The sequence below is a fragment of the Mucilaginibacter sp. SG538B genome (assembly GCF_013376065.1).
Classification (GTDB): Bacteria; Bacteroidota; Bacteroidia; order Sphingobacteriales; family Sphingobacteriaceae; genus Mucilaginibacter; species Mucilaginibacter rubeus.
Genome location: NZ_JABMJI010000003.1, coordinates 51,132 through 77,481, shown reverse-complemented (window position 1 = coordinate 77,481; position 26,350 = coordinate 51,132). Strand labels below are relative to the sequence as shown.

Annotated in this window: 16 protein-coding genes; 9 read left to right on the top strand and 7 right to left on the bottom strand. The window is 39.9% G+C overall.

Annotation, left to right across the window (positions count from 1 at the left end):
- The first annotated feature begins 379 nt into the window (after positions 1-379).
- The 5 genes from FHW88_RS16510 to FHW88_RS16490 all read left to right on the top strand — a co-directional run bounded on the left by FHW88_RS16510 (position 380) and on the right by FHW88_RS16490 (position 7,389).
- A complete protein-coding gene (locus FHW88_RS16510) occupies positions 380-1,141 on the top strand; it encodes an SDR family NAD(P)-dependent oxidoreductase (protein ID WP_176626972.1) in 762 nt (253 codons plus the stop codon).
- 71 nt (positions 1,142-1,212) lie between these two features.
- Positions 1,213-1,824, top strand: coding sequence for a TetR/AcrR family transcriptional regulator (locus FHW88_RS16505; RefSeq protein ID WP_176626970.1), 612 nt, complete (start codon positions 1,213-1,215; stop codon positions 1,822-1,824).
- Between the two features lie 55 nt (positions 1,825-1,879).
- On the top strand, positions 1,880-3,241 hold the full coding sequence (locus FHW88_RS16500; protein ID WP_176626968.1) for a TolC family protein: 1,362 nt from the start codon (positions 1,880-1,882) through the stop codon (positions 3,239-3,241).
- A 16-nt stretch (positions 3,242-3,257) separates the two neighbouring features.
- Entirely contained in the window at positions 3,258-4,310 is a 1,053-nt protein-coding gene (locus FHW88_RS16495) for an efflux RND transporter periplasmic adaptor subunit (protein ID WP_176626966.1), read from the top strand.
- Positions 4,311-4,320: 10 nt separating this feature from the next.
- Positions 4,321-7,389, top strand: a complete 3,069-nt coding sequence (locus FHW88_RS16490; RefSeq protein WP_176626964.1) for an efflux RND transporter permease subunit — start codon at positions 4,321-4,323, stop codon at positions 7,387-7,389.
- Between the two features lie 378 nt (positions 7,390-7,767).
- Here FHW88_RS16490 and FHW88_RS16485 read toward each other — a convergent pair whose 3' ends face one another.
- The 7 genes from FHW88_RS16485 to FHW88_RS16455 all read right to left on the bottom strand — a co-directional run bounded on the left by FHW88_RS16485 (position 7,768) and on the right by FHW88_RS16455 (position 22,053).
- Positions 7,768-11,445, bottom strand: coding sequence for an ABC transporter permease (locus FHW88_RS16485; protein WP_176626961.1), 3,678 nt, complete (start codon positions 11,443-11,445; stop codon positions 7,768-7,770).
- Between the two features lie 337 nt (positions 11,446-11,782).
- Positions 11,783-12,349: a hypothetical protein gene (locus tag FHW88_RS16480; RefSeq protein ID WP_176626959.1), complete on the bottom strand. Its 567-nt coding sequence runs from the start codon at positions 12,347-12,349 to the stop codon at positions 11,783-11,785.
- The gene (locus tag FHW88_RS16475) at positions 12,350-13,015 is read right to left on the bottom strand and encodes a hypothetical protein (RefSeq protein ID WP_176626957.1); all 666 of its coding nucleotides are present in this window, start codon (positions 13,013-13,015) and stop codon (positions 12,350-12,352) included.
- Positions 12,993-15,233, bottom strand: coding sequence for a caspase family protein (locus tag FHW88_RS16470; RefSeq protein ID WP_176626955.1), 2,241 nt, complete (start codon positions 15,231-15,233; stop codon positions 12,993-12,995). The genes FHW88_RS16475 and FHW88_RS16470 overlap by 23 nt, the downstream gene beginning before the upstream one ends.
- A gap of 170 nt (positions 15,234-15,403) precedes the next feature.
- A complete protein-coding gene (locus FHW88_RS16465) occupies positions 15,404-17,302 on the bottom strand; it encodes an ATP-binding protein (protein WP_176626952.1) in 1,899 nt (632 codons plus the stop codon).
- Positions 17,302-20,388 carry a DUF262 domain-containing protein gene (locus FHW88_RS16460; protein ID WP_176626950.1) on the bottom strand — a complete coding sequence of 1,029 codons (3,087 nt, stop codon included), beginning with the start codon at positions 20,386-20,388 and terminating at the stop codon, positions 17,302-17,304. Before FHW88_RS16460 ends, FHW88_RS16465 begins: the two co-directional genes overlap by 1 nt.
- Before the next feature lie 213 nt (positions 20,389-20,601).
- The gene (locus FHW88_RS16455; RefSeq protein WP_176626949.1) at positions 20,602-22,053 is read right to left on the bottom strand and encodes a recombinase family protein; all 1,452 of its coding nucleotides are present in this window, start codon (positions 22,051-22,053) and stop codon (positions 20,602-20,604) included.
- Positions 22,054-22,389: 336 nt separating this feature from the next.
- Between FHW88_RS16455 and FHW88_RS16450 the strand changes: the two genes are divergently transcribed.
- The 4 genes from FHW88_RS16450 (at position 22,390) to mobC (ending at position 26,312) form a co-directional block, all read left to right on the top strand.
- A complete protein-coding gene (locus FHW88_RS16450) occupies positions 22,390-22,551 on the top strand; it encodes a hypothetical protein (protein WP_176626947.1) in 162 nt (53 codons plus the stop codon).
- Positions 22,552-22,704: 153 nt separating this feature from the next.
- Complete coding sequence (locus FHW88_RS16445; RefSeq protein WP_176626946.1) at positions 22,705-23,283, top strand: BfmA/BtgA family mobilization protein; 579 nt, start codon at positions 22,705-22,707, stop codon at positions 23,281-23,283.
- A gap of 8 nt (positions 23,284-23,291) precedes the next feature.
- On the top strand, positions 23,292-24,242 hold the full coding sequence (locus FHW88_RS16440) for a DUF5712 family protein (protein ID WP_176626944.1): 951 nt from the start codon (positions 23,292-23,294) through the stop codon (positions 24,240-24,242).
- A gap of 18 nt (positions 24,243-24,260) precedes the next feature.
- Positions 24,261-26,312, top strand: a complete 2,052-nt coding sequence (gene mobC, locus FHW88_RS16435; RefSeq protein ID WP_176626942.1) for a conjugal transfer protein MobC — start codon at positions 24,261-24,263, stop codon at positions 26,310-26,312.
- Positions 26,313-26,350 lie beyond the last annotated feature (38 nt).

The following is a 26,350-nucleotide window of genomic DNA, read 5'->3' as shown; positions in this document are numbered from 1 at the left end:
ACCGGCATCCATTCTTTTCCTGATCAGCTCTTTCCGGTAAGTGAAAGTGCATATCTAATCCAATCATTCTGCATGCACATCGTTCCATATAATAAGCCTTGATCACGACAATATGACGTATGAAAATTTCATAAAAAAGTTGCCAATAGAATTGACTACTTGCGTAAAATGTGAAAAGGAAATTGCATCGCTGGAAAATAACTGGTTTTCTGTTAGTGGCTGCCGACGCGGCTGTCAGATAATTACAAGACCAGCCGTATTTAACGCCTTGAACGTTTTAAATGTGTTTATCATTTTCGTGTAAAATGAAAAAATTAATATTTTTATTTGAACAGCGTTCAATAATTTTGATGTGTTTAAAATATTAATCAAAACAATCATGAAAAAAATATTGATCACAGGCGCAAGCGGTGGCATAGGGCTGGAAACAGCCAGACGCCTGGCTGCTCAAAATTACCAGGTAACACTGGTAGCCCGCAGCGAGGAAAAATTAAATAAGGCAATAAAAGATCTGGATGGCACCGGCCATACCATTTTGGTTGCAGACCTGACGGATAAAGACGACTTGCAAAAAGTAACGGATCATTTGAAAGCCGGGGAATACGATGTTCTGATCAACAATGCAGGTGCTGGTATTTACGGAAAGTTTATTGAGATCCCATTGGATGAGCAACTGGCAACCATGCAGCTCAATATGAATGCCCTGGTAACCTTATCTTATGCGTTTTTGCAAAATGCCAGGCAGGGTGATGCTTTGGTAAATATTAGTTCCCTGCTTGCGCATTCTTCCCTTCCTGGCGGATCAGTTTATGCAGCTACCAAAGGTTTTGTCGCCAATTTCTCGGAATCACTGTGGTATGAGTTCAAGAAAAAAGGAATTTTTGTGATGGGTTTTAATCCCGGTGCTGCAGCCTCAGACTTTCATTCACATGCAGGTGGACATACCAGTGATTTTCCAAAATTTGTAATGTCATCTGTTGAAGATGTCGCCGAAGAATTGGTAAGGGCCCTGGAAAACAGGCGGAAGCCGAGAGTGGTACAAGGTTGGAAGAATAGGTTCATGCTATTTGGATTCAAATTATTGAGCCGAAAATCCGCTGTAAATATTATGGGACAAATTAGCCCCGGCATGAAAAACTAAACGCCGAATCGTGGTGCGAAATTTCGCCACCCGGCCGGCACTATTATATTTGTATCTTATTATTAATAAAAATGGGCATAGCAGAACGAAAATTGGAAGAGAAACAGGAAATGCATAAACGCATTTTAAACGGAGCACGTAAAGTATTCCTTGAAAAAGGCTATGAACAAGCCAGCATGCGTAGTATCGCCAACGAGATCAACTACAGCCCAGGCTCTATTTATTTTTACTTTAAAGATAAAAGTGAGATCTTCCAGGAACTGCATAAGGAAGGGTTCGGGTTACTGCTCAACCAGTTCAAGGTTTTAGACAAGGTGGGTGATCCTTTTGAGCGCCTGAAAGCAATGGGCCGCATCTTTATCCAATTTGCACAAGAAAACAAGGATTATTATAACCTGATGTTCCTGGTGGAAGAACCGGCAAAAATGTCCGAAAATGATGGTGGCTTTAAGATAGCACAGGAAGCGATCGACCGCCTGGCTTCTGTAATTAAGGACTGCCAGCAAAAGGGAAGATTCAAAGATTTGGATACAGAAGATCTAACCTTTATGATCCTTTCTGCAATGCACGGCATTTGTGCCCTCTTCTGCAAAGACCGTACTACAAGTTTCATAGGCAGAACGAACGAGGAACTGATGCAGAGCGGCTATGAGTGTTTTGTCGCGCTCCTTGAAAAAAGTTAACGCTTTTTTTTGACACTTTATTGAACAATGTTTAAAATTATAACAGTGATTGAAAATGAAATCTAAAACACATATCCGATATGGTTTTGTCCTGGTGGCGGGAGCCCTGATAGCCGCTACCCCGGCAAAAGCTCAAAGCCGGCTGGATGAATACATCCGCGAGGGGCTCAACTCTAATCAGAGCATTAAGCAACAAGACTTTGTACTCGAAAAAAATGTATATGCATTGAAGGAAGCAAAAAGCATGTTCGGGCCCGAGGTTACCTTTTCAACAACTTATACTAAAGCCGACGGCGGACGGACGATAGATTTTCCGACGGGCGACCTGTTTAACGGGGTTTATTCCACGCTGAATAAACTGACCGGCAGCAATGCTTTTCCGCAGTTACAAAACCAGCACATTCTGCTCAACCCGGATAATTTTTATGACGCCAAGTTTCGCACTACCCTTCCAATTTTGAATGCGGAACTGATCTATAATAAGCACATCAAGGCGCAGCAGGTGGATCTGCAAAAAACCGAAGTCCAGCTTTATAAACGCGAACTGGTCAAAGAGATCAAAACGGCTTATTATAATTATCTCAAAGCCGTTTATGCTACCGGGATCTATGAGTCCTCGCTCAGGCTGGTGCAAGAAGGCCAAAGGATCAATACAAGGCTATATGACAACGCCAAAGTAAACCGGACTGTTGTGCTCAGAAGCCAAAATGAAGTTTCCCGGATCAACGCTTCACTCACCGGGGCAAAGAAAACCGCGGAATCGGCCCGTTATTATTTTAATTTCCTGATCAATCGGCCGCTAACGGATAGCATCCTTTTAGATGATATTACCACGCTTCCGGCCCTTGGCCAAAGCTTGGCTAACAACATCACTGGCCGGGAGGAATTAGCCAAACTCCGGATAGCAAAAGACATTAACGGCAACCTGAATGGGCTGGCCAAATCTTATATCATCCCCAAGCTGGGCACCTTTATCGACCTGGGATCGCAGGCGTTCGACTGGAAGTTCAATAGCCAAAGTCGCTATTACTTGTTAGGCGTTTCCCTGGAATGGAACCTGTTTTCCTCCGGGAAAAATAGTTACCGGGTAAAACAAACGATTGCAGACCGCGAGGCCCTGGCATCACAGACCGACTATGTACGGCAGCAACTCCTTACCGAGCTTAAAGTACGCCAGGCCGCCATGCAAAGCGCCATTGCACAATACGAGGCGGCACAATCCCAGTTGAAGACCAGCCAGACGTACTACAACGATATGGTCAAGCTATATAAGCAAGGAATGGCCATTTACATCGAACTGCTGGATGCTCAAAATCAGTGGATAGATGCGCAGCTCAATGCCAACATTGCCCTTTACGACACCTGGATAGCCTATACAGCCATCGAACGAGCTAATGCCAGTTTTACAATTCAATAATAAAAACACTACAACAATGAAAAAACTTCAATTACTCAGCATAATAATAGTAGCCATATTCCTGCTGACTTCCTGCAAACAAAAACATCAGGAACAAAACGCAATGGGTGAACCGGATATCATCCCCGTTAAAACAGCATCGGTTTCCATATTAGGAGTTCCCGACCACATTAGTGCGACCGGCCTGGTGAGCACCGAAGATGAAGCCAAATATGCTTTTAAAATAGGTGGTGTGATCAGCCGGATCTTCGTACAGGAAGGGCAGTTCTTTAAAAAAGGCCAATTACTGGCTACGCTCAATTCAACCGAGATTTCAGCCGGTCTGGCTCAATCCAGCCTGGGTGTGGAAAAGGCACAGCGCGATTATAGTCGTGCCGTCAATCTTTACAAAGACAGCGTATATACCCTGGAGCAATTGCAAAACACCAAAACCGCACTGGACGTTGCGCAAAAAGCCCGGGAAGCTGTAGCCTTTAATGATCGCTATTCCAAAATATACGCTGCATCCGATGGCTTCGTAAGCAAGAAAATAGCTAATGAAGGTGAGGTTATCGCCGAAGGCATGCCGGTGCTGCTCATTAATTCCACCGAACAGCACAACAGTTACTCGCTAAAAGTTGGGGTAACTGACCGCGAGTGGGCCATCATTAAGCCGGGGCAGACAGCCAAAGTCGCGCTCGATGGATACGTAGGCAGGCAATTTGAGGCGGTGGTATTTCGTAAGTCGCAGGCTGCAGATCAGGCCCTTGGATCGTTCCAGGTAGAGCTTAAGCTGAACTTAAATGGCCTCAAACCTGCGGTTGGCATGTTTGGCAAGGCGGAGATAGCCACTCACCAGGATGAAAGTGTGATGGTGATCCCCTATGGATCGCTGGTGGAGGCTGACGGCAATAAAGGTTTTGTGTTTACCACTGTTAGCGCGACCCGTGTAAAAAGAGTGCCGGTTACCATCCTGAAGTTCGATAACGACAATGTCTATCTCAAGGATAAACTGGAAGGTATAGACCAGATCGTAGTTTCCAACAGCGCCTACCTCAACGAACAGTCCATTATTAAAATCATCAAGTAAGGCTACAGTTATGAAAATTACAAATTTCGCAGTTAAGAACTACCAGTTCACACTGATCATATTTTTGCTTGTCGCAGTAGTAGGCGTGTTAACGTTGTTTACCATGCCGCGGTCGGAAGATCCGACCACCCATCCGCCGCAATACCTGATCACGGTGATCTATCCGGGCACCAGTCCGAAAGATATGGAAGAGCAGGTAGTAAAACCCATTGAGAACAAAATTTACGGACTGGAAAACATCGAAAAGATCCTGACCACTGTGGAAGACGGTGTTGCGGTTATCCAGCCGAAATTTAAATATGGCGTAGATGTAGATAATAAGTACCAGGAAATATCTACGGCGATCAATGCCTTGAAAAACAGTGAACTTCCAAAGGATATTTACATGATCAAAACAGAAAAGATCTCATCCTCTGATGTAAAAGTCTTGCAGGTGGCATTGGTTTCTGACAATGCTTCCGGGAAATTATTGAGGGATAAAGCGGATATTCTGAAAACGCGCCTGGAGAAGATCACCAACCTGAAGGATGTTAAGTATTTTGGAATGCCCGAGCAAGAGATCCGTATCGACATGCAGCTGGATAAACTGGCACAGTTAAAAATACCGCTCAATGTGGTCATAGGCAGTTTACAAAGCGAGGCAGCCGATATCCCTGGCGGCAGCATCAACCTGGACAGCAAGATATTCAACGTAAAGACCAGCGGCAAGTTCAAGACCGTTGATGATGTGGCCAATACTGTTATTTATAATGCCAATGGCAAGATCATATATCTGAAAGATGTGGCCGATGTGAGTTACAAAGACGGCATTGCCGATCATATCACCCGGCTGAACGGGCACCGTTGTGTGCTGGTTACAGCGGGGATGAAAGACAATGTGAATATCGCCAGCGTACAGCAGGAGTTTTTACCGGTACTGGATGAATTCGGCAAAAGCCTGCCCGGGAATGTCCGGCTTGTTAAAAACTTTGACCAGGCTAACATGGTTTCCGAGCGCTTGGGCCACCTGGGTTTTGATTTTGGATTAGCCATCGTTTTAGTGATCATTACCTTGCTGCCATTAGGATTTAGGGCATCGCTTATCGTGATGATCTCTATCCCGCTTTCTTTGGCCCTGGGGCTCATTGCCATGAATTTATTGGGATATTCCTTAAATCAGCTTAGTATCGTAGGGCTTGTGGTGGCATTGGGGCTGCTGGTAGACGATAGTATCGTGGTGGTTGAGAACATCGAGCGCTGGCTCCGCGAGGGCCACTCCCGGAAGGATGCTATTCTGAAAGGTACGCAACAGATCGGGATAGCGGTTATAGGCTGTACGGCCACATTGGTTATTGCCTTCCTGCCGCTTGCCTTTTTGCCGGATATGGCGGGTGAATTTATCCGCAGCCTGCCAATGGCCGTGATGACCAGTGTATTGGCTTCTATGATCGTAGCCTTAACGCTTGTTCCCTTCCTGGGCAGCAGAATGTTAAAGACACATACCCATGGCGAGGGTAACTTCTTTTTAAAGCACCTGCAACGTTTCCTCACCAGGTCTTATGCCCGGGTAATGCCACTTGCCTTAAAGTGGCCCAAAACTACTATCGGGATCTCGTTGGCCTTAAGCGGGTTTGCTTTTTTCTTATTTACACAAACCGGGTTTAAGCTTTTCCCGACCTCTGAAAAGCCGATGTTCCTGATCAATATCAAACTGCCCCTGCAAGCCGACATTCCCGAAAGCGACCGGGTAACCAGGCTGGTAGAAAGTGAACTGAAGAAACACAAAGAGATCGTTTATTACACATCTAACGTGGGCAAAGGCAATCCACAGATCTATTATAACGTGCATCAGCAGGATGTAAAGCCTGACTTCGCCCAGATATTCGTTCAACTGGACGAAGAGGCGAGTCCAAGATCGAAAACAGATCTGATCAAACAACTCAGGCAGAAATTTAAAGACTTTCCTTATGCGCGGATCGAAGTAAAAGATTTTGAGCAGGGTACTCCGATCGAAGCCAATATCGTGGTGAGGGTATTTGGTGAAGACCAGGACACCTTACGGAAGCTTTCCTTTAAAGTGGAGGAGGTCCTGAAAAAAAATCCGGGCACTTTTTATATCAACAACGAATTGAATACCTATAAGTCAGACGTTAAAATAAAAATTGACAAAGAGAAGGCCCGTACCTTAGGTGTGCTTACCAGTGACGTGGATAAAGTGGTAAGAATGGCTGTGGCGGGACTAAACGTGGGTGACTATATCGACGACAGGGGCGATTCGCGGAATGTGGTGATCACCCTGCCCAGGAATAAGTTCTCTAACCTGGATGCCCTGAAAAACCTGTACGTAAATAATATCCAGGGCACACCGGTATTGGTTAACCAGATCGCCACTGTATCATTTGAAACGTCGCCAACGGCGATCAACCATTTCAATAAATCGCGCTTTGTAAAAGTTACTTCCTTAACCAAAGAGCATGTCTTGGCCAATGATATCCTGAAAGAGGTTGTTCCTGAACTGAATAAATTAAAAATGCCGCCGGGCTATTATTACAAGTTATCCGGAGAAGCGGAATCGGAAGGCGATGCATTAGGCGGTAACTTTCTGTCGGTGATCATCCTGAGCACGTTTCTTTTCGTTGGTGTGCTGCTGTTGCAGTTCAAGACATTTAAAGGGATCATTATCGTACTATCGATCATACCCCTGGGTATATTGGGCGGTGTGGTATTGCTGCTTTTCACGGGTAACCCGATGTCACTGGTTTCTATCATCGGTTTTATAGGTTTGTCCGGGATACAGGTTAAAAACTCGCTGCTACTGGTTGATTTTACCAACCACCTGCGTGAGGAAGGCCATAGCATTGATGAAGCAATAGCGATGGCAGGCGAAACCCGATTTCTACCCGTTGTGCTTACTTCCATTACGGCAATCTGCGGTTTGCTTCCAATTGCCTTGAACCCCAATCCTTTGATCGCACCGTTAGCTATTGTACTGATCGGCGGGCTGATCAGTTCAACTATACTGTCGCGTATAGTAACCCCCGTAATGTATAAATTGATCCCGCCACATTTGGAAAGCGACACACATCTAAAAAGTAATTGACAGAAACGGAAAAATATCAAGAGTTTGTAGGAATGGAACAACGAATCTTAAAAACAGCATAAGTGATCTATTTGAAGATATATCACTACTATCGTAATGCCAAAAACTTTTCCACATTATGCTATAATCATCAAATTGAGTGAGGAATGTGTGAGATAAAAAAGCCTCACTAAATTTAGTGAGGCTAACTACTTGACTATTAAGTGGCTGTTTTGTGTAAATCTTGAACTATTGCCTATCTGATCTAAGTTTAATAGCGGATTTAGACTTATAACCTATGCCAAAAGTAGCTATATGAACTTATAATATTCGGGCACCTTCGCCAGATAGTATGTATGGTTTTTTTGCAACTTGTTAAATGAAAGCAGCGATATGCTGTTATTCATTTCGCAAACTCTTCACCGGGGGCGCCATGCCAGCCCTAATGGTTCGGAAACTTAAGGTAAATAATCCTATTAGCAGCATTCCAGCACCGCTGATAACAAATACCCACCAGCTGATAGCTACATGGTCGGCAAAGCCTTCCATCCATTTATTAACTGCGTACCATGCAATCGGCGTTACGACGATAAAAGCGAGTAAAATAAGCGATACCAGTTCGGTTGATAGGAGGATTACTATTTGCGCAACACTGGCACCAAATACTTTGCGTATGCCAATTTCTTTTGTTCGTTGGTTGGTGGTGTAAACAGCAAGACCTAACAGCCCGAGGCAACTGATTAGTATAGAGATACCTGTTGCCCAGTTGAGCAGTGTTGAAGTATGTTGTTCATCGTCGTAAAACCGGGCTATCGTTTCGTCGTAAAAATGGCAATCAAAATCATCATCGGGATAAGCTTTCTTCCAGGCTTTTCCCATATTTGTAATGGCGGTTTTCCACTCGTTACCTCCGGCGGTTTCAGGTTTCAAACTAATATGTAACGTCATCATTGGGCGGGGGATTGGACTGCCTGATGTTATGATTGATGGATAAATGGCAGAATGCAGTGACCGCTGATTAAAATCGGCAACTACGCCAATGATACTAATATTTCGGCCATCAAACCAATTCAATTGCTTTCCGATAGCATCATTCGGGTTATTAAATCCTAATAATGTAGCGTAAGTATTGTTAATGATAATAGCTTTCCCGGTGTCTGCTTCGGTTATGTTTCTGCCGGCAAGCAATTTTAGCTGGTATATTTTGATGTAGTTTTCATCGCCAGATTTAACTATTATTTCTTCTGTTGTAATTTGCTTTTTTCCATCGTCATAAGTAATTCGCGTCCTGTTAAATGCATCAGCCGAAGGTGGATCATTACCTAAACCCACAAGGGCAACCTGCGGCATCGACCTGAATTCGTTCAGCAATACCTGGTTGGTGCTGGCCTTACTGGTTTGCCAGGGTGTATTAATAATGAGGATAGCATCCTTTTTAAACCCGAGGTTTTTATGTAAGGCGTAATAAATTTGTTGGCTTACCAAAATGGTAGCCATTATAAAAAATTGGGCTATAACAAACTGCGAGACCGTAAGCGACTTACGGAGCCATGCGTTTCGCGTTTTATTACTATTGCCCTGCACCTGGTTTTTTAGTACCATTGCCGGCTTGTAACCTGATAACACCGTTGCGGGATAAAAACCCGACAAAATAGTTATTACAATGGTTAAAATCAGCAGGAAGAGTACGACATCTGGTTGCAAGATATTCGCGTGAATATCCGGGGATATAACATCGGCAAACATTTTTAAAATAATTGGCGCAAGCAACACTGATATGCAAACCGCGAAGAATGTTATAAAAAAGGTTTCGCCTAAAAACTGAATTACTAATTGCATGCGGCTGCTACCTAAAGTTTTGCGGATCCCAATTTCTTTTGCCCTTTGGGCGGCCTGGGCGGTAGTTAAATTCACATAATTGATACTGGCCAGCAATAACAAAAAAATAGCGCTGGCCAATAATCCGTAAAGTGTTGTTTTGCTGGCTGGCGATGAGAAATTAAAAATATTATAGTCGGGATTGAAGTGAATATCATCTAATGGTTGCAAGGCCATGTTTATAGTTGGCGCAGGCATTTTTTGATTGGTAGGCGGCAGATTATTTTTTTTAAAAATGGTATTGATCTGTTTTACAACCCCGGTAGCAGAAACTCCAGGTGCCAGCTTTATAAAAATCTCCGCCGCCCCAGAGATCCTGCTCCAATTGTTTATGTGCAGGTCATCAGCCAATTGTTTATTAGTTGTTGCGGTACTAAAGGAAATAAAGTCATGAAAGGTAAAGTCGCTATTTTGGGTAAACGTCTCAACTATCCCGCTAACGGTTGTTTTAAGGGTATCATAGGTAATTACTTTACCAATCATGTCGTGATAGGATAATGATGGGAAGTAAAGCCTGGCTTGTTGGGAAGTTAATACCACCTGGCCGGGCGCATCAAGCGCGTGTTGCGATGAGCCGGCAAGCCATACATAATTAAAAATTTTAAAATATTGCTGGTCGGCAAGTGTTATCCTGTCCAGATCTTTAAACCGCTTTTGTGCCTTTTTATCTTTGTCGATATAAACAAAACGAGGCCATAGTGAATACACCGGCGTAATTTCTTCTATTCCTGTGGCCTCGTTTTTAATTGCCCCAGCCAGCGGGCCAAATAGGCCACTTGAATAATTTTTATGCCCCTGGAATGACATGTTCATAACAACGCGGTAAATCCGGTCGCTGTCCTTGTGAAATTTATCAAACGTAAAATCGTAGTGTACAATAAAGTAAATGGCCAGGAAAGCACTTATACCGATGGATAAACCAATAATGTTTATCAGTGTAAATAGCTTATGTCTCCGAAATCCGCGGAATGCTATTTTAAAATAATTTTTTATCATATGACTGCCGGTTAATGTTTCACGCGCCCACCCCGAAGGGCTTACGTGGTTCAATATTAGCGGCATAGTTCGAGCAAAACCTCCCAAGTTATAAGTTGGCATAACTTTTTGAAGGTGATTTTTATATTCCAGAGGGGTTTTACCGGTAAATTGCTTAAAAACACGATGGAAACTGCTTTGCGAATTAAAGCCCGATTCGTAGGCGAGGCCGAGCAGAGTGATATGGTCATATGAGGAATCCTGCATTTTAAGCGCAACCTCGCGGACACGATATTCATTAATAAAATCGTTGAAGCTTTTTTTGAAGACTGTATTAATGATCCGGGATAATTCATGCGTATGCAAACCGAGCTTTTCAGCAAGCGAGCTCAGACTTAATTCTGCGTCACGGTAATATCCTTTCTCTTTAACTTCCATTTTTAACCATGAGCCTTTTTGTTTCAGATCTGCCGGTAATAATTGTTTTACGGCAACATTAACCGTCATAACAGTTTCTGTTTTTAAATGGATTCTGGCTGCGATCCAAATGATCATGGATATCAAAAGAAGATACAGGGGATAGTAATGCTGTACGCTTAATTCATAATGATAATGAAAATAGTCAACAGCTGTAAATGGTATCCATAATAACCATAACACAGCCAGTTTGTTAACAGAGCGATCTAACCAAAGTAACTCATTCCGGTATCGGTCGCCCCCGTTAAACTCTTTTTTCCGGTAATAGTGATTAATCTGCAGCCGGCACAGGTACAAATAAATCATAAATGACAGGAATGCGAATAACGGCACTACGAAACTAAATGTATGGTAGATAGTTTGGCCAGCCTTCATGTTCTGTATTGCAGCAAATTCCTGAATACTTAATTCATACAGCAAAGGTACGAAGTGCAGAAAGTCTTTGCGACGGAAGATATACTCGGACCGGGTTATTTGCCGTATGTAAAAATAAATTAAAGGGCCTAATGCCATTGAAAACTGCAATGGCATTAGGTTGAGTAATGGATTATTCTTTGCCAGGTCAATATCCGCTACCAAAAGCCGGATGATCCATAAAGCAACAACGACCATTAATATTGCCAGCCAGCGGTTTGCAAACTGGTTCTCCTTTGGAGCTATCCATAAAAATAATGATAGCGTTAGGCTGATAAATACGGCACCTAAAAACGCAATGTCATAAAATGTAAAATGGAATATAAAAGGCATCAATTGAGTTTAGGTAGTTTGTAGTTTTCTCAAACCTAAGAAAATATTGATACAAATTCAACGGGTGGTTGATTAAAGCCAGGGCTCATTTTAATTAGAAACATTTGTCGATGCCAAACACGGCCTATTTATCGGTTGTGAAGTCATAAAAAAAGTTGTCAATAAAATTGACAACTTGCCTGAAAAGTGATCCCTACTGTACAAATTTCGAACTATTTCCCATCTGATTTGCGTTTGCTGGGGGATTTGGATTTTTAATGTAGGCTACACGTGAAACTTCTCAATAGTTTATCCTTTTAAAGTTCTACTACCTTCGTATTTAACGTATAAAAAAAAATCACCTGGATTTCTTTACACTTTTTTCGAGATCTATACCTATGTAGCTAAAAGCGATTATTAGCATTTCGAAGATGCACAAATATGTTAGCATAAAAATAATTTTCGTATTGCTTATCTTAGTTGCATCTCTTTGAATTGCCATTCGGACCGCTTCCGGGCCATAATTTGTGATTGCATTTTCTGTACCTTGAGATTTCGCGATCATAAATTCGAGTTCATTGTTATTCCAGAATGGGAATAATATTGTAATTTCATACTTACTGCTGTAAATGACCTGACTATCGTACATTCCGATATATCCAAAAAGAACGAGTAAAAAAGCAGCAAGAAATCCTATAGCCTTATTTTTGTTAGATTTGGTTTTATTTGATCTTGATTTTTTCTTGTTGATTTCGAAAATTATTAATGTCATAATCCCGACTGCTTCCAAAATCCCACCAACAAGTGAATGAGAGATTTCCTTAGGTAGCCAAAGATTTGTAAATATCACAGAAAAGCCAGGAATTAGAGTGAGCGTTCGTCTTCCCCATTTAAGTACATTATCTATACGTAGTATATCATCCATTTATTTAAGATTGAAGTCTATAAATACCGAATCGTTCTTGTGAAGGTGATTTGGACTGCATTGCAATGTTAAATATCTGTTCTTGTATCTAAACACTGCTACATATACGAATTCCTGAACATATGTAGTCACATTAGTATTTCCTTCGCTAACTCGATATGGAAATAAGGAATTTTGATTGAAGTTTGATAATTGTTTGTCCCTTTCCCAAAAAAATTTGGGAATTAAGTACACGATTGCTCCTGGAGGATTAGATTTTATTTTCAGCAATAACGGATCAACTGATTTTTCTAAGCCAATCGAGTAAAAAGGTAGATTTCCTTTTGTACCATCCTTTTTAAAATGATAAATAGGGATAATAGAAATTCTTTTACTGTGGTATAGGTAGTTTTCTGGTATGTTTAAGATAAATGCTACCGAGTCTTTCCATGTTACAATACCTTGAGCATGTAATGTCAGCGAATCTGTTATTACTTCTTTGTCATGAAAATAAACCTCAACCGACGCAGACGCAATCTTCGGTAAATTAGATACATCAAGTAATTTTGCACTCAATTTACTATAATCGATTTTCTCGACGAAGTATATTTTTTTAGTATCCTGTGCAAAACAAGTGGTCGTGAGTAGCCAGAAGGAGATAAGATTAATATTGCCTTTGATGTTCATTGTTGAGTTCTTCTATTCGTTGATAAAAATATTCTTTGACAAATTTTCGTACAATGTCTTGAGTATTTTCGCTGATAATTATTCGTTCTGGGTCTTGAGGAGAAGTAAACGTAGAATTTTCATTAAAGGAGAAAATTGAAAGACTTTTACGAGCCGGTTCTTTATCAACCCCATCATCGAGTATAGTCATTATTATCTCGTCTTTTACAATTTGAAATCTGAAATTGGGAGACAACGCAAATTTGTTATTAATCTTAGACCTAATACCATCATGAAAATCCGAAAGATTACTTGAGCAATTAGAAAACGGTCCTGCTGTTTCAAAGAACTCAAAATTTGAATTGTCCAAATCGGTTAATATTTTTTGAATCACTGGCACGATAAGCTTGTGAAGCGCATTAGTTAACGCTAATTTTTTGTCACAACTATCTTTTCGCTTAAGCATGCTTATCCGCTTTTCATCTATTGATTTATCAGTTTTTAGAGCTTCTCGAAATCTTTTGAATTTGGATTCAAGATCGGGTGCTGCATTTTGTAGTTTAATTGAGTCAAGCGTTCTAAATTCGTAAAAATATTGTTCTTTCGGTAACCAAACAAATCCGTGTCCGTCGTTGGTTGTAACAACCCCCGAAGGCCGAGTCTCAAGATTATAATCGTAAAGCTTTTCGTTGGTTTCTGTTGTGATTTTACTTAGTTTCCGTTCGTTCAAGACAAAAAGACTCTTACCGTCGTTGGGAATAGTTAAATAAGTTGCAGACTCTGGAATTGTCTTAATTAGACTAAAATCGGAAGAATTTATAATGTCGAAACCTTGTTCATTATTACCATATAGATATAAATGTTTATTATCTCTACTTATTGCTATTTGACTTCCTAATTGTAATCTTTTAACAGTCTTTTGGATTTTCTGAGACTTTAAATCTACACTGCAAAGAATCTTGGACGGGGATTTTGATGTAATGTATAGTAGCCTGCCATCTGACGATATGGTCATAGACGATATTTTAAATGGAGTTGGAATGGTCTTCCTTATCGTTCCCGATGAGGTTTCAATTTCAGTTATGCAACCACTAATCTCGTTATTCCCCCCTACATATAGCTTTTTACCGTCTTGGGAAAAATACATTGCCCTCGGGAAGCAATTCAACTTTATTGAATCGACTTTTTTTGTTACCAAATTGATATTTTTAATGCACTGATTTAGGGTATCTGCGGCGTAGATAATATTATCGTTTTCACTTACAATAAAATTGGGGTGTTTTAATCCAGAATGGATGGATGATATAAGATTTAAGCTTATGGCTTCTCTAACGGAAACTAAACCTGTTTGTGTATCTGCTGAAAATAAGTTGCCTTCGTTCCGAGATAATAAAAGCAATGAATTTGGCTGTTGGAACTTTTCACCCGGTAACTTGTTCGCCGGCTTATATTTTCTTGTTACGCTAAAGCAATAATCTGAGCCTAACGAACTGTTTTTGAATGGTGCCTGATCACCTACGCTGGATTTTTTTACATGAGCATTTACTTTAGTGAAGATTTCATCGATAGTTAGATTGGGAACAGTTATATATTTTAATATCGCTTCCGTATAAGTTCCATTACGATGATCTCCGTCGAAGGCCGTGTTTCCAGGGGAGGCAGCGAAAGCGATAAATGCACCTTTGGCAGACATAGAAGCAAGACCTTTTTCCGAAACGTCTCGACTCCACCCCTTAGTGAAAGGGTTATTTCGGCATGCATCAAGTATGACAATACTGTATTTAAGGTTAGAATAACTTTCAATTGTTGCAAGCATCTGATTAGCTGACAACGTTTTTGTCGATAATTGCGATGGTGCTTTCGGATCGGCGTCTACAGGAAACAGATAATTTGTGCCGTTAACCTCTGCGCCATGACCTGAAAAATAAAATAACGCCACGTCATAATCTTTTAACTTACTACTCCAATCCTCAAATTGTGCTGACATTGTTTTAAGATCAGTATTAAGGTAAGTATAGACGTTAAAACCTACTTTTCTCAAAGAATCACTTATATCGTTAGCGTCATTCTCTGGATTTCTTAATTCACCGTAGTATTTGTAGTATTTTTCCCCAAATACAATTGCGATTTTTTTAAGGTTTATAATGTCTTGCTCATTGCATTGTGCATGAACTTTAATAAGGCTACATAAAGCAAATGCAATTACTATCGTGATTTTATTAAATAAACTTTTATTCATATTGATATAACAAAAGAGTCGCAGCGGTACAAATTCACCGATTTATATGAGTAACTTATCGATTAATTGCGGGATGGTATCCATTTGATCAATGTCGGATACTTTTATATGCAAATATTAAATCACATCCTTCTTATTTTGAAATGCAATAATTCTTCTATAGGAAAAACTTACCAAACCAACCGAGGTGCCATTTTCTTCCATGTATCGATATCATAGTATTCTAAATCTGACGTAAAATCAGCACTTCGAACAAAAACGGTTCCTTGGCCGGTTACAAATGCATAGATTTTATCTGTAGCATCTTTTAAAGATGTGTAACTATGATTTGGATGTTCTTTCCTGGGAGAAAAACCACCTGGTAAAATATTGCCATTTTTATAACCATACAATTTATTTACGTAGCATGCTGATTTTGACAATATTGAATGTGCTACCGGATTGCGGAGTAAAATTACAGTTTCCTTAAGCACCACCTCGTAATGAAATACGTGTTGGGTCGCTTGATCAACTACAAACGTGATTCTTACCTTCGTCGCCGGTTCTAAGACGCATTTAAAATCATTATTCAAATCAAGTGTCATCAGTTGGGCTAATAATGTTTCGTAATGATCTATTATTAACTGAAGTTCGGCTTTGTATATAGGGGAACTTATCTCGTAATGTGACAAGGGATGAATTAGAACATTGAGAAGTGCCAGGACGTTATCTATTGAAGTGGTAGGTAGTCCAATTTTATTTAAAAAATTACGAGTACGATAAAGTAACGTTGTTAATTTATGGTCAGGAAATTGAACATTTTCAACATTAGCAAGTTCGTATTTTGGAACGTGTTTTTGAATTAACTCTTCAAGTCCTTTTCTTAAATAATTCGCAGCCGCTGGATAATCAGGTTTAACCCGATGATGCAAATAATAAATAGATTTTTCAAAGTTGGATTTACCTGAAACGAGTAGAGGTTTTGTAGTTTTAATATTTCCAACATTTAGTTGTCCGACATACATTTCCAGACATTTCCATTGATTTGGGGAATTTAACTCGAAATAACGTTTCGATAATTCAAACCAATGTCTGTCGTACGTTGATATAAAAATTTGATAACCACTGAATTCGTTTTTTAATATCGATAAAATAGGAAGCCGGTTACCGGCGTCTAATCCAATAAATACATCATCAAGATATAGTATTCTTACATCAACATTGGTTGGGTTTACTAAAAGAGAGGCAAGGTAAAGACAAACAGAAATTGCGGAAAGCCGTGCCTCGTTTAAACCATCACTGTAGTCTCCTTGAATAGGGATTCCGTCCTTTGACACTTGCAGACGCAGGTCAGCCGTTGTATACCAATCATGTTTTCTTTTTGTATAATTAAAAATTATTGGTTGTAAATCGTAGCCTAAAACCAAGTTTAAATCAGGGAAGTAATTCACCAATAATCTGTTTAGTTCGGTAAAGACTAAAAGTAAAGTACTATTTAAATGTGTTTGATAAACAGATAGCTCGGCTTTTGCACGTTTATGTACGTTATCGCTTCTACTATAAGTTTTCGTTAAATCGCTTTGTAATTGAGTCCACTTCGCAGAAAATCGGAAATTTCCTCCCGTTGCTACAGGGATATGATCTCCTAATAAATTCAAAACGATTAAATCAAATAAGTTAGGATTAATACCGGAATAAAAATAAACTTTTAATAAATCGGTATAGTCCAAAAAGCCTTTAACGAGCGAGGAACTCTGGATAAACGCCTGATTATTGGTCGAATTTGTACTGCCGAAAATGAAATTGTTTTCAGTATTTTCTGTCAATTTATTTGTTGAAAGATCGTAATCTGAAAAACTCAATTCAATCCAACCATCTTCTGAAGTACGGTACCGATTTTTTACAAATGGAAAAGCCCGATTATTTGAACTTGTGAAGAAGTTAAACAATGATTTATAAAGTGAACTTTTGCCGCTGCCATTTTCTCCATAAATTAATACGTTTTCTCCATTTTCAAATTTACCGATATCATATTTATCATAATAAGCTCGATAATTATTAAGCTTTATTCCAGTAATTTTCTTGGCCATTATATAAATTCCTCGGTACGCTGAATTGTAGAGACGCTTAACATTTTTATTATGGATGAGCTGATCTTATGTTTGGGATCACTAAGATGTCGATAGGAATCTTCTATTATTTGGGTTCTTTGACTTAAGTCAATGGAGTCAATATTAGGTAACTCTTGTATATACTTCATAAAGTATGCGTCAGCTGCGGCCAGTTCTTCCGGAAGAAATAATTCATAAACCATTCCGTCTAAAAGGCGTTCGAAAAATAACAATGTTTGTTCATCGATGAAGTCATCGATGATGTAATTCACAATCTTCTCTAAGTTCGACTGATCGGAAAGTGGAATTGCAGGTATCGGTACATTTTTGACATCGGCCACGCTGATGAATTTAGTTTCTGTTCCACCGATTCGTGCTGTTATATATTCACTGAAAATATATCGACTACCTAAAATCGCCATGACATACTTCGGTAAAAATCCGTACCTATTGATGTGAATGGCGAATGTATCAACGCCAAATGCCATGCGGTTATCAACAAATGCAACCTTTAATTGACTTTTAAATAATGTTAATCTTTTTAAGAGAATTTTAGGACGAGAGTCAATATATTCTCTTTCTTTTCCAAGGGTGTCCAAGGGAATACTGATGAGTTCGCTATTTTTTATCTGAAAATGTTCAAAGTCACCTTTTTTGAGATATGGAATAGTGATTCGATGTGCCACATTAGTTTTAGAGGAGACGTGTAAAGCTGTTCCCGCAATTATGGTCGATATTTCACCTAAAGTTGCCAGGTCGTCTCGAATTGCAAGTTCTCGAGTTCCTGTTTCTTTAAATTTGTTCTTGAATCGTTTGACTTTTGAGTCAAAATCAGCTTTGCTCGCTGTCTCTGTCATGGCAGCAAATAATTTCCTGAGTTCTTCTCGGATTGCTTGTTTGTCCGTCTCAATTATGCTGGCAGGGATATCATATAAAAAATACCAAAGTGCATAGAATGCCTGTTGGGTTCTTCGGCCATTTTCTACAAGAAAAATATTATCAAGATTTGCATTAAGCTCGGGTATCGGAGCATTCTCGTAATCAGATATAAGATTTTTCAACTTGCGAACGAAATTAAATTCCAGTTCGTTTGCAGACTCTATAAAACGATCTTTAAGATCAGCACTTTCCAAAACCTTTGTAATTTCGTTTTTCGAGACGACTCGCAATACAATTTTGTTTAAAACTTTGTATATGTCTAATTCTTTAGGAAAATAATTTTCTGGACGGTTTTTCTGATTCCAGTTAAATTGGAAATACGCAAGTGCTGTATAAATGTTTTCATCTTCCATCCGGGAACTATTTTTACGGAGGTAGAACCAATCGTTATGATTTTTATGAATTGATTTTATAGAGTCGACAATATTTCTCGATACGTAGCTATTCCACATTTCGAACGTATCTTCTTTAATGGGATAAGGCTTATTGTTCAATCGAATAAATAGGTCAATTGGTTCGAAATTGACATTGTTCCTGTAATTGATCTCAATAAACCAAAGATCAAAATTTCTAATCTTTTCTTGATCGTCAGGTGTTAATTGTATGAACTTTTTGTTGTTTAAGTTAGATAAAATACTGTTTTTAAGATTTAGAGCAAATCCATCTTTGTCAGAATTTCGCATCGTGTTATTTTCATCCAAATAAGGTTTTTGAATAAATCCTAAAATACTCAAAAGACGTTGCTGACCATCTAAAACTTCGGATATGCCGTCCTCGCGTTTATAAACAAAAATTGGGGGTAACTTGATTCCTAATAAAATACTTTCGATTATAGAGGATGATTTCTTTTTGTTTATAACTTCGTTTCTTTGGTAAGGTGGTCGAATTAAAAATCTTTGCCTCTCCATTTGACGACATATATCCATTATAGCTATTGAAGAAGGTTCTGGTTTATTTAGCCTTAACTCATCAAAGCTCATTCGATCTTCGTTTGTGGGCGTTAATTCCTTAGTTCTTTGTTTAAACTCCAAACTGTTTTGTAAATACAACGTGAAGTCAATACCAAAGTGACCGCTGAAAAACTCAGCTGTGACAGAATATCTGTTGGTTAATATCTTCGCGAAAGAGCTTCGAACCATTGTAAAGTCTTCTTTGTGAGCTTGTATATATTTTACCAACTCTTCTATAACTTTATTTGAAATGAGCTTCAAAGAAACTTTTTCTTCTTCTAAGATCGAAAACGCCCAAAACAGACATTCAGTGATAAGTCGATTGTAGTTTACAGTTTGATTTGAAAAAGAATTCCTGATTTTTGTCAATAAATTGATTTTTTCAACGAAGCTGTTAAAAATTAAATTTATGTCGCCATCTTCTATTGACGAAAATAAAAATTCATAATAACGAGATATAATGGTGTCTTTTTTTACCGCATAATATTTGATTGGAATTTTATGCTGCACCAAAAGCTGCCTTATTTTTTTTAGAATAATTTCTGTGTTTGATTTTTCAAAATGTAGAAGACTGGTGACGTCACGGTATAAAATTTGGTCAGATTGCAATTTGTTCTTCAGAAACGAATTTAAATCATCTTCAAAGTAAACAGCATTATCAATTTCAGTAGGCTTTAGCGGAGTTATACCGGAATTATATCGTTTGAAAATTTCTTTTTTCACAACTTCTTCCATTTCTTCATCCACCTGATTTTGATTATGAAAGCTAAATTCAATCAATCGAAGCTTAGTGTCCCAAAATGCATCTTGAAGGTGATTTTCAAGATCTTTAAATGTTTTGTTTGCTATGTCGATATTGTCTAATTTTTGAAGTCCGTTTTTGCGAAGTTTAAATTCGTTTTTTATAAAGCGCAAAATTGTCTGATACCGTTGCCTTCCATCGATTACTTCGACGTAACCAGCATTTTTAAAATAAATCAACGGCGGTATTTCTGTTCCAAGGAGGATACTTTCGATAAAATAAGTGGCCTTTTCATCATCCCATACATAGTTCCGCTGATAAGATGGCTTATAATTTGTTTTGGCAACACGCTCCGAGTTGTTGAAAAGACTCTCAATCGACATTACCTTCGGCTCAATTTTAATCTTATTTTCGAAAATTTCTCTTATCTCCATATCGGTTTTTAAATCGATTTTTAGTGGTTACTCCCGTACAAATTTCAATAATATTAACTGTTAAATATACTTATTAAAACGTAATAGTGCTAATGACTGTCACTAACATCGTAAGTGGTTAGGAGGCAATTATTTTAAGTTCTAAATATATTAGCGATGTCAACCAAATGATGAATTGTAGAATATTGAATCAATTTTACACCTTGCATTTAATCAAGATGTAAAAACTAATTGTAATTCTTTTCTTAGTAGGATCTTATGTAAGCCGTTAAGGTCATAGCTGAACTTGTCATGATATAGCAAATCAATCAATTCTCGCTTTTGAGTGATATTTGCTTTCTGAAATATTTTCGCTAAATCAAATAGCCCCCTGTCCAATTTTATAATTTTTTCGTCAATAGCTTTTGCCGAATCTTCATTATCTATCAAGATTTTACGCAAAGCGGTAATTTCACTATCTATTTCTTGCTTTATGCTACGATAGTCATCCGCATCCAAATCTCCAGCCAGTAACAACTCTTTGGCGCGGCTAAACTTAAGCTGTTGATTTGCAATCTTCTTTTCCGTTTGATGCCTCGTATTTGATTGAAAATCGATATTACTTGCCGTAACCTCGCGAAGGATCTTTTTGAAAAGTGGTTCAAATTCTGATCGAACTTTATATTTACTAAGTTCGTTCAGCAATGCTTTATTAACATGATCAGCGTTGAAACGGATCCCACACGCAGATGAGCAATGGTAATAATAATAATAACTTCGGCATCCTTTAGATGCACTACCAGTCAACATTCTATTACATTTCGGGCATCTAAGAAACCCTCGTAATGATATACGTGATGGTACTACGACTTGAGTTTTTTGTCGTTTTCTGCCATCTAACACTTCTTGCGCTTTTTCAAATAAGGACTCGGTGATAATCGATTGATGCTGAGCCTCAACAATTTCAGATGGTTCGTCCCTGTATGATGGTACGATGATTTTCCCGCAATACACAGGGTTACGTATCATACTCCAAAAATTGTTGCGATTACAAGTGAGCCCATTTAGTCGCGCCTCTTTCCATACCTGATCAATTGAATATTTTCCAGTACTAATTTGTTCAAATGCCCGCCGCATTATGGCGGCAATTGGCTCATTTACGGCGATATACTTACGCCCATCTTCGTGGCTTTTATTAATGTATCCAATTGGCGCTGTTGCCATCCACCGACCTTCCTTTTTAGCCCTGCGCATACCATGAAACACATTGAGCGCCCGGCGGTCATTTTCGACTTCCGGGGCAGCCAAATAAAAAGCCAGCATTATCTTATTTTCTGGTATGGTTAGATCCAAGGGCTGTTCTATTGCTTGGGGCTCAATTCCATAACTTCTTAGCAAATTGATCATCTGATACGCATCTGCTGCGTTCCGGCTAAACCTATCCCATTTCGTAAAAAGAACATAATTTGCCCTTACTGACGTTTTCTTCTTATAATCGCTAAGCATGGTCTTCCATGCGGGGCGATTAAAAGTTTTAGCGGAGTAATCTTCATAAATAATCCGCCGAACGGTTATATCCTGAAGTTGGCAATATCGCTGCAATGTTTCATCCTGATTACGTTGGGAATAGCCTTTATCTGCCTGTTCGTCGGTACTCACCCTTACATATAAATCGGCTACTTTCATTTTCATTGTTTTCTTCAATTACTATTTCTGCAAGAAAGTATAGGAAGGCTATCACCAACTCCGAATCAGGTGTGCTAATGTCCAGCCCTTCTTTTTTTAAAATGGCCACGGCCTTTTCTGGCGTTATACTACGTTTTCTAATAATCGTTTCCATATCTTGTTTGCAGAATACAATATTGCGGACTTATAAATCACGGCATAGACCAGTAGCCTAAAATTTAGTCAGATTTTGATTAAAGCACTTAAAAGCATTTATCAGGCTCACTTTTTATTTTAGGCAAGTTGTCAAAAGATAAAATTCTCGCTTAGCACCTTTGACTATCAATTCAGATAGTCATGAAAAACAATGAAGTATTACCAGGGTTAAAAGGCCGAAAATTCAAAGGACATATTACCAAGATTAAGCGTATACGCACAGAGCCGCGTCAGCGGATTCGTCAGTTGCTGCGCTCCTTTGAACCGCTGGAGCTGCCGGGCCGAAGGCCGGACAGCCGTTAAAAACGCGTCCTTTTTTTCAAAAAAAAAGGAGCAAGCCGAAGTTGGGCATAGCCCTACTTTGCTTGCCCTACGCTTCGCTCCGGGGGATTGAAATATACTCCGGGTATATTTTACCGCTTCAAAACATCATTAAGGCCACAAAACGATATACTGATGAATATACTTGATGAGCAAAAAGCAGGAAAAAAATCTGCATCCGAAAAATCGATCCGTTTTCCATTAGCCATACATGGCAAGCTGTTAAAGCTTTGCGAACGGCTGAACCGTAACCAAATGCAACTGTTTGCCGAGATGGTTGAATACTTTTATAAGACCAAAAAAGATCCGGCAGACATCAGTGACGAAATGCTGAAAACAGCGCTGGCAAAAAACCACGACACCTATATACGGTTCATCCGCACACAGGAAGATAGGCTGCTTATCCCCTTGAAAGAAGAAGTTGACCGGATGATAAACAACCAGCGCGAGATCGTTAAATACTTTAACGAACAGATAATAGGTGCGAATAAATCTATTTTGTCAGGCCAGGAGATGCAGGCCATAAAGCAGAAAGAAACCGACAAACTGCTTCAAGCCCTATTTGGGCGCATGGATAGCAAAGAAAAGCTCAAAGCAAAATTCCTCTTTATCCTTAACGGCTACATAAAAATGCGGGAAGAAGTCGGCAGCTTCAAGAACCGCGAAAAAGATGAGTTGGCCGAGAGTTTCAGGAAACAGGTCTCAGATCTATAATCATTTCCATGTACATCAATATCACCGACAGCGAATCAGGGAACAATAAAGGCGGCAGCAAACAACTGGTTCATTATCTCGACAAGGAGAACCGTCTGCTTGCCAATCTGAAGCCGGAACAATGGTTTAACGGAACGAGCAATGCTATTCCGTCTCATAAGGTAGGCAGCAACCTGGATAACAACATTGCCAAGTTAGGCCGGGACGATGCCAAATTTTTTCTCATTAATATCAGTCCAAGCCAAAAAGAAATTGCCTGGCTTAAATCACAATACGGTGAGGATGGCGCTAAAGAAATGTTTAAAATCTTCGCCATCGGAATTATGGATAAGTATGCAAAAAATTTCGACCGTCCCGGTATCGAAAGCAACAACGACCTGCTTTGGTTCGGTAAACTGGAGAACCACCGCTATTACAGCCATAAAGACCCCGAAGTAAAACAAGGGCTGCAAAAGCGAGGCGATGTAAAACCGGGCGAACAGATGCACATACAAGTGATCGTCAGCCGTAAAGACATTACCAATAAGATTAAGCTTAGCCCGATGAATAAATCAAGGGGCAAAAATGCGGAGCATTCTAAAAAGGTCGGCCAGTTTGACCGCTCGGCCTTCAAAGCATCGGGCGAGCAGCTTTTTGATAGTCAATTTAAATTCAAGCGCGATTTAAAGGATACCTTCCGCTACGCCAATGCACAAAAAAACGGCAACCCGGAGCAACGCATGGCAGCCCGTAAGGAATATTGGCAAACAACCAGACAGTCACTCCAACGCTCTTCTGAGCAAAAAAACAAAGTAACCGCCGGTTTACTGGACAAAGAGCATCGCAACGATGCTGCCGACCTTCTGCAAACTTCGCCTGATCACTTGCTCAGTTTATTGCTTGACAACAGGAACAAAGGCGATGGGCCACCGCTCATCACCCGCAAGAAAGGTAAAAGACGCAAAGGATTTGGACTATAAAACCATCAATAAATTGTTATGCAAACAGGAGAAGATATACAGGGATTAAGGAAGATCATTGATTTTACCCGGCTATTAAGCCTATTTATTTTAAGCATTCACTTCTATATATGCTGCTATGCATCATTTGAGCAATTGCACTGGACTGCCAAAATCATCAATAATACATTGCTGAATATCAGCAAGACGGGATTATTTAATGGCATACTGAAGCCAAAATTGGCAGCATTATTACTGTTGATTGTTTCCCTTATTGGAGCAAAAGGAAAAAAGGATGAAAAAATCAGAATGGATATTATTGCAGCTTACATCAGCATTGGGCTGCTGCTTTATTTTATCAGCGCTCTTTGCTTCTACCTTAATGCTGCACCTGCAATTATCGCCATCAGCTACACGGGCATCACTGGCCTGGGCTATCTGCTCATCTTAACCGGCGGCGGTCGCTTATCCCGGCTGCTCAAGCTGAACCTGCAAAAAGACATCTTCAATAACGAAAACGAAACCTTTCCCCAGGAAGAACGCCTGCTCGAAAACGAATTTTCGGTCAACCTGCCTGCCAAATACAACCTGAAAGGTAAGATTCGCAATAGCTGGATCAACTTCATCAACCCGTTCAGAGGATTACTGGTGTTGGGAACACCCGGCGCGGGTAAAACCTATTTTGTAATCCGGCACATCATCGATCAGCATATCAAAAAGGGCTTTTCGATGTTTATTTACGACTTCAAATTTGACGACCTGACCAAACTGGCCTATAATAAACTGAAGTTATACTGGCGCAACTACAAGGTAAAGCCGAAGTTCTATATGATCAATTTCGATGACCTGTCCAAAACGCACCGCTGCAATCCGCTCGACCCACAAAGTATGGACGATATTACCGACGCCACCGAAGCATCGCGTACCATTCTTTTGGGCATAAACCGCGAATGGATACGCAAACAGGGCGATTTCTTCGTCGAGAGTCCGATCAACTTTTTAACCGCCATTATCTGGTATTTGCGCAAGTATGAGGATGGTAAATATTGTACGTTGCCACATGTCATCGAATTGATGCAGGCTGAATACGAAGAGCTTTTCCCCATCTTAATGGAACAGGAAGAGATCAAGGTATTAATCAACCCGTTTGTTTCAGCTTACCAGAACAAAGCCAAAGAACAATTAGAAGGACAGGTAGCAAGCGCGAAGATCAGCCTGGCACGTCTGTCATCGCCGCAGCTTTACTATGTATTGTCAGGTAACGATTTTACCCTGGACATCAATAATCCAGAAGAACCGAAGATTGTTTGCATGGGCAACAACCCGCAAAAGGTGCAAGTGTATGGTGCGGTGCTTTCGTTATACATTTCCAGAATGATCAAATTGGTTAATCAGAAAGGCAAGTTAAAGAGCAGTCACATCTATGATGAGTTTCCAACAATTTATGTTGGCGGCGGATCAGGCATCGATGGACTTTTGGCAACTGCGAGAAGTAATAAAGTTGCTACTACTTTGGGCATACAGGATTACAGCCAGTTAAAAAAAGATTACGGCAAAGAGCAGGCAGAAGTGATCATGAATATTGTAGGCAATATCATCAGCGGGCAAGTTACAGGCGACACTGCCAAACAGCTTTCCGAACGCATTGGCAAGATTATGCAGCAGCGTGATAGTGTGAGTATTAACAGCAGCGAAACTTCAGTTAGCAAATCTACACAGCTTGATTATGCCGTACCAGCATCCAAGATCTCTGGTTTATCATCGGGCACGTTTGTAGGCATGATTGCGGATAACCCTGAAGAAAAGGTTGATCTGAAGGTATTTCACAGCGAAATACGGAACGACCATGCTGCCATTAAAGCGGAAGAAGATAGCTATCAGCCTGTGCCTGTGATCAAATTAGTTTCAGCTTTTGATATTCAGGAAAACTATCTGATGATTAAATCAGATGTGCGGAATTTGATCGATACAGAGGTTGGTATCCTAAAGGAACGTAAAGCCGCCGAACAAATATCAGAACCCGACAAAGAAATCGAAAGCCCGGAGAATAAAGACGACGAGGAATCAACAACGCAAGGCATTTCACTATGACAATAAATGCCTAAAATGTAAAAACGCAAATAATCCGT

Bases quoted from the DNA above. Each gene is read 5' to 3' on its own strand.
- FHW88_RS16460 (WP_176626950.1), bottom strand. From the start codon at position 20,388: ATGGAGATAAGAGAAATTTTCGAAAATAAGATTAAAATTGAGCCGAAG.
- FHW88_RS16470 (WP_176626955.1), bottom strand. From the start codon at position 15,233: ATGAATAAAAGTTTATTTAATAAAATCACGATAGTAATTGCATTTGCT.
- FHW88_RS16445 (WP_176626946.1), top strand. From the start codon at position 22,705: ATGAATATACTTGATGAGCAAAAAGCAGGAAAAAAATCTGCATCCGAA.
- FHW88_RS16485 (WP_176626961.1), bottom strand. From the start codon at position 11,445: ATGCCTTTTATATTCCATTTTACATTTTATGACATTGCGTTTTTAGGT.
- FHW88_RS16475 (WP_176626957.1), bottom strand. From the start codon at position 13,015: ATGAACATCAAAGGCAATATTAATCTTATCTCCTTCTGGCTACTCACG.
- FHW88_RS16465 (WP_176626952.1), bottom strand. From the start codon at position 17,302: ATGGCCAAGAAAATTACTGGAATAAAGCTTAATAATTATCGAGCTTAT.
- FHW88_RS16455 (WP_176626949.1), bottom strand. From the start codon at position 22,053: ATGAAAGTAGCCGATTTATATGTAAGGGTGAGTACCGACGAACAGGCA.
- FHW88_RS16510 (WP_176626972.1), top strand. From the start codon at position 380: ATGAAAAAAATATTGATCACAGGCGCAAGCGGTGGCATAGGGCTGGAA.
- mobC (WP_176626942.1), top strand. From the start codon at position 24,261: ATGCAAACAGGAGAAGATATACAGGGATTAAGGAAGATCATTGATTTT.
- FHW88_RS16495 (WP_176626966.1), top strand. From the start codon at position 3,258: ATGAAAAAACTTCAATTACTCAGCATAATAATAGTAGCCATATTCCTG.
- FHW88_RS16490 (WP_176626964.1), top strand. From the start codon at position 4,321: ATGAAAATTACAAATTTCGCAGTTAAGAACTACCAGTTCACACTGATC.
- FHW88_RS16450 (WP_176626947.1), top strand. From the start codon at position 22,390: ATGAAAAACAATGAAGTATTACCAGGGTTAAAAGGCCGAAAATTCAAA.
- FHW88_RS16500 (WP_176626968.1), top strand. From the start codon at position 1,880: ATGAAATCTAAAACACATATCCGATATGGTTTTGTCCTGGTGGCGGGA.
- FHW88_RS16440 (WP_176626944.1), top strand. From the start codon at position 23,292: ATGTACATCAATATCACCGACAGCGAATCAGGGAACAATAAAGGCGGC.
- FHW88_RS16480 (WP_176626959.1), bottom strand. From the start codon at position 12,349: ATGGATGATATACTACGTATAGATAATGTACTTAAATGGGGAAGACGA.
- FHW88_RS16505 (WP_176626970.1), top strand. From the start codon at position 1,213: ATGGGCATAGCAGAACGAAAATTGGAAGAGAAACAGGAAATGCATAAA.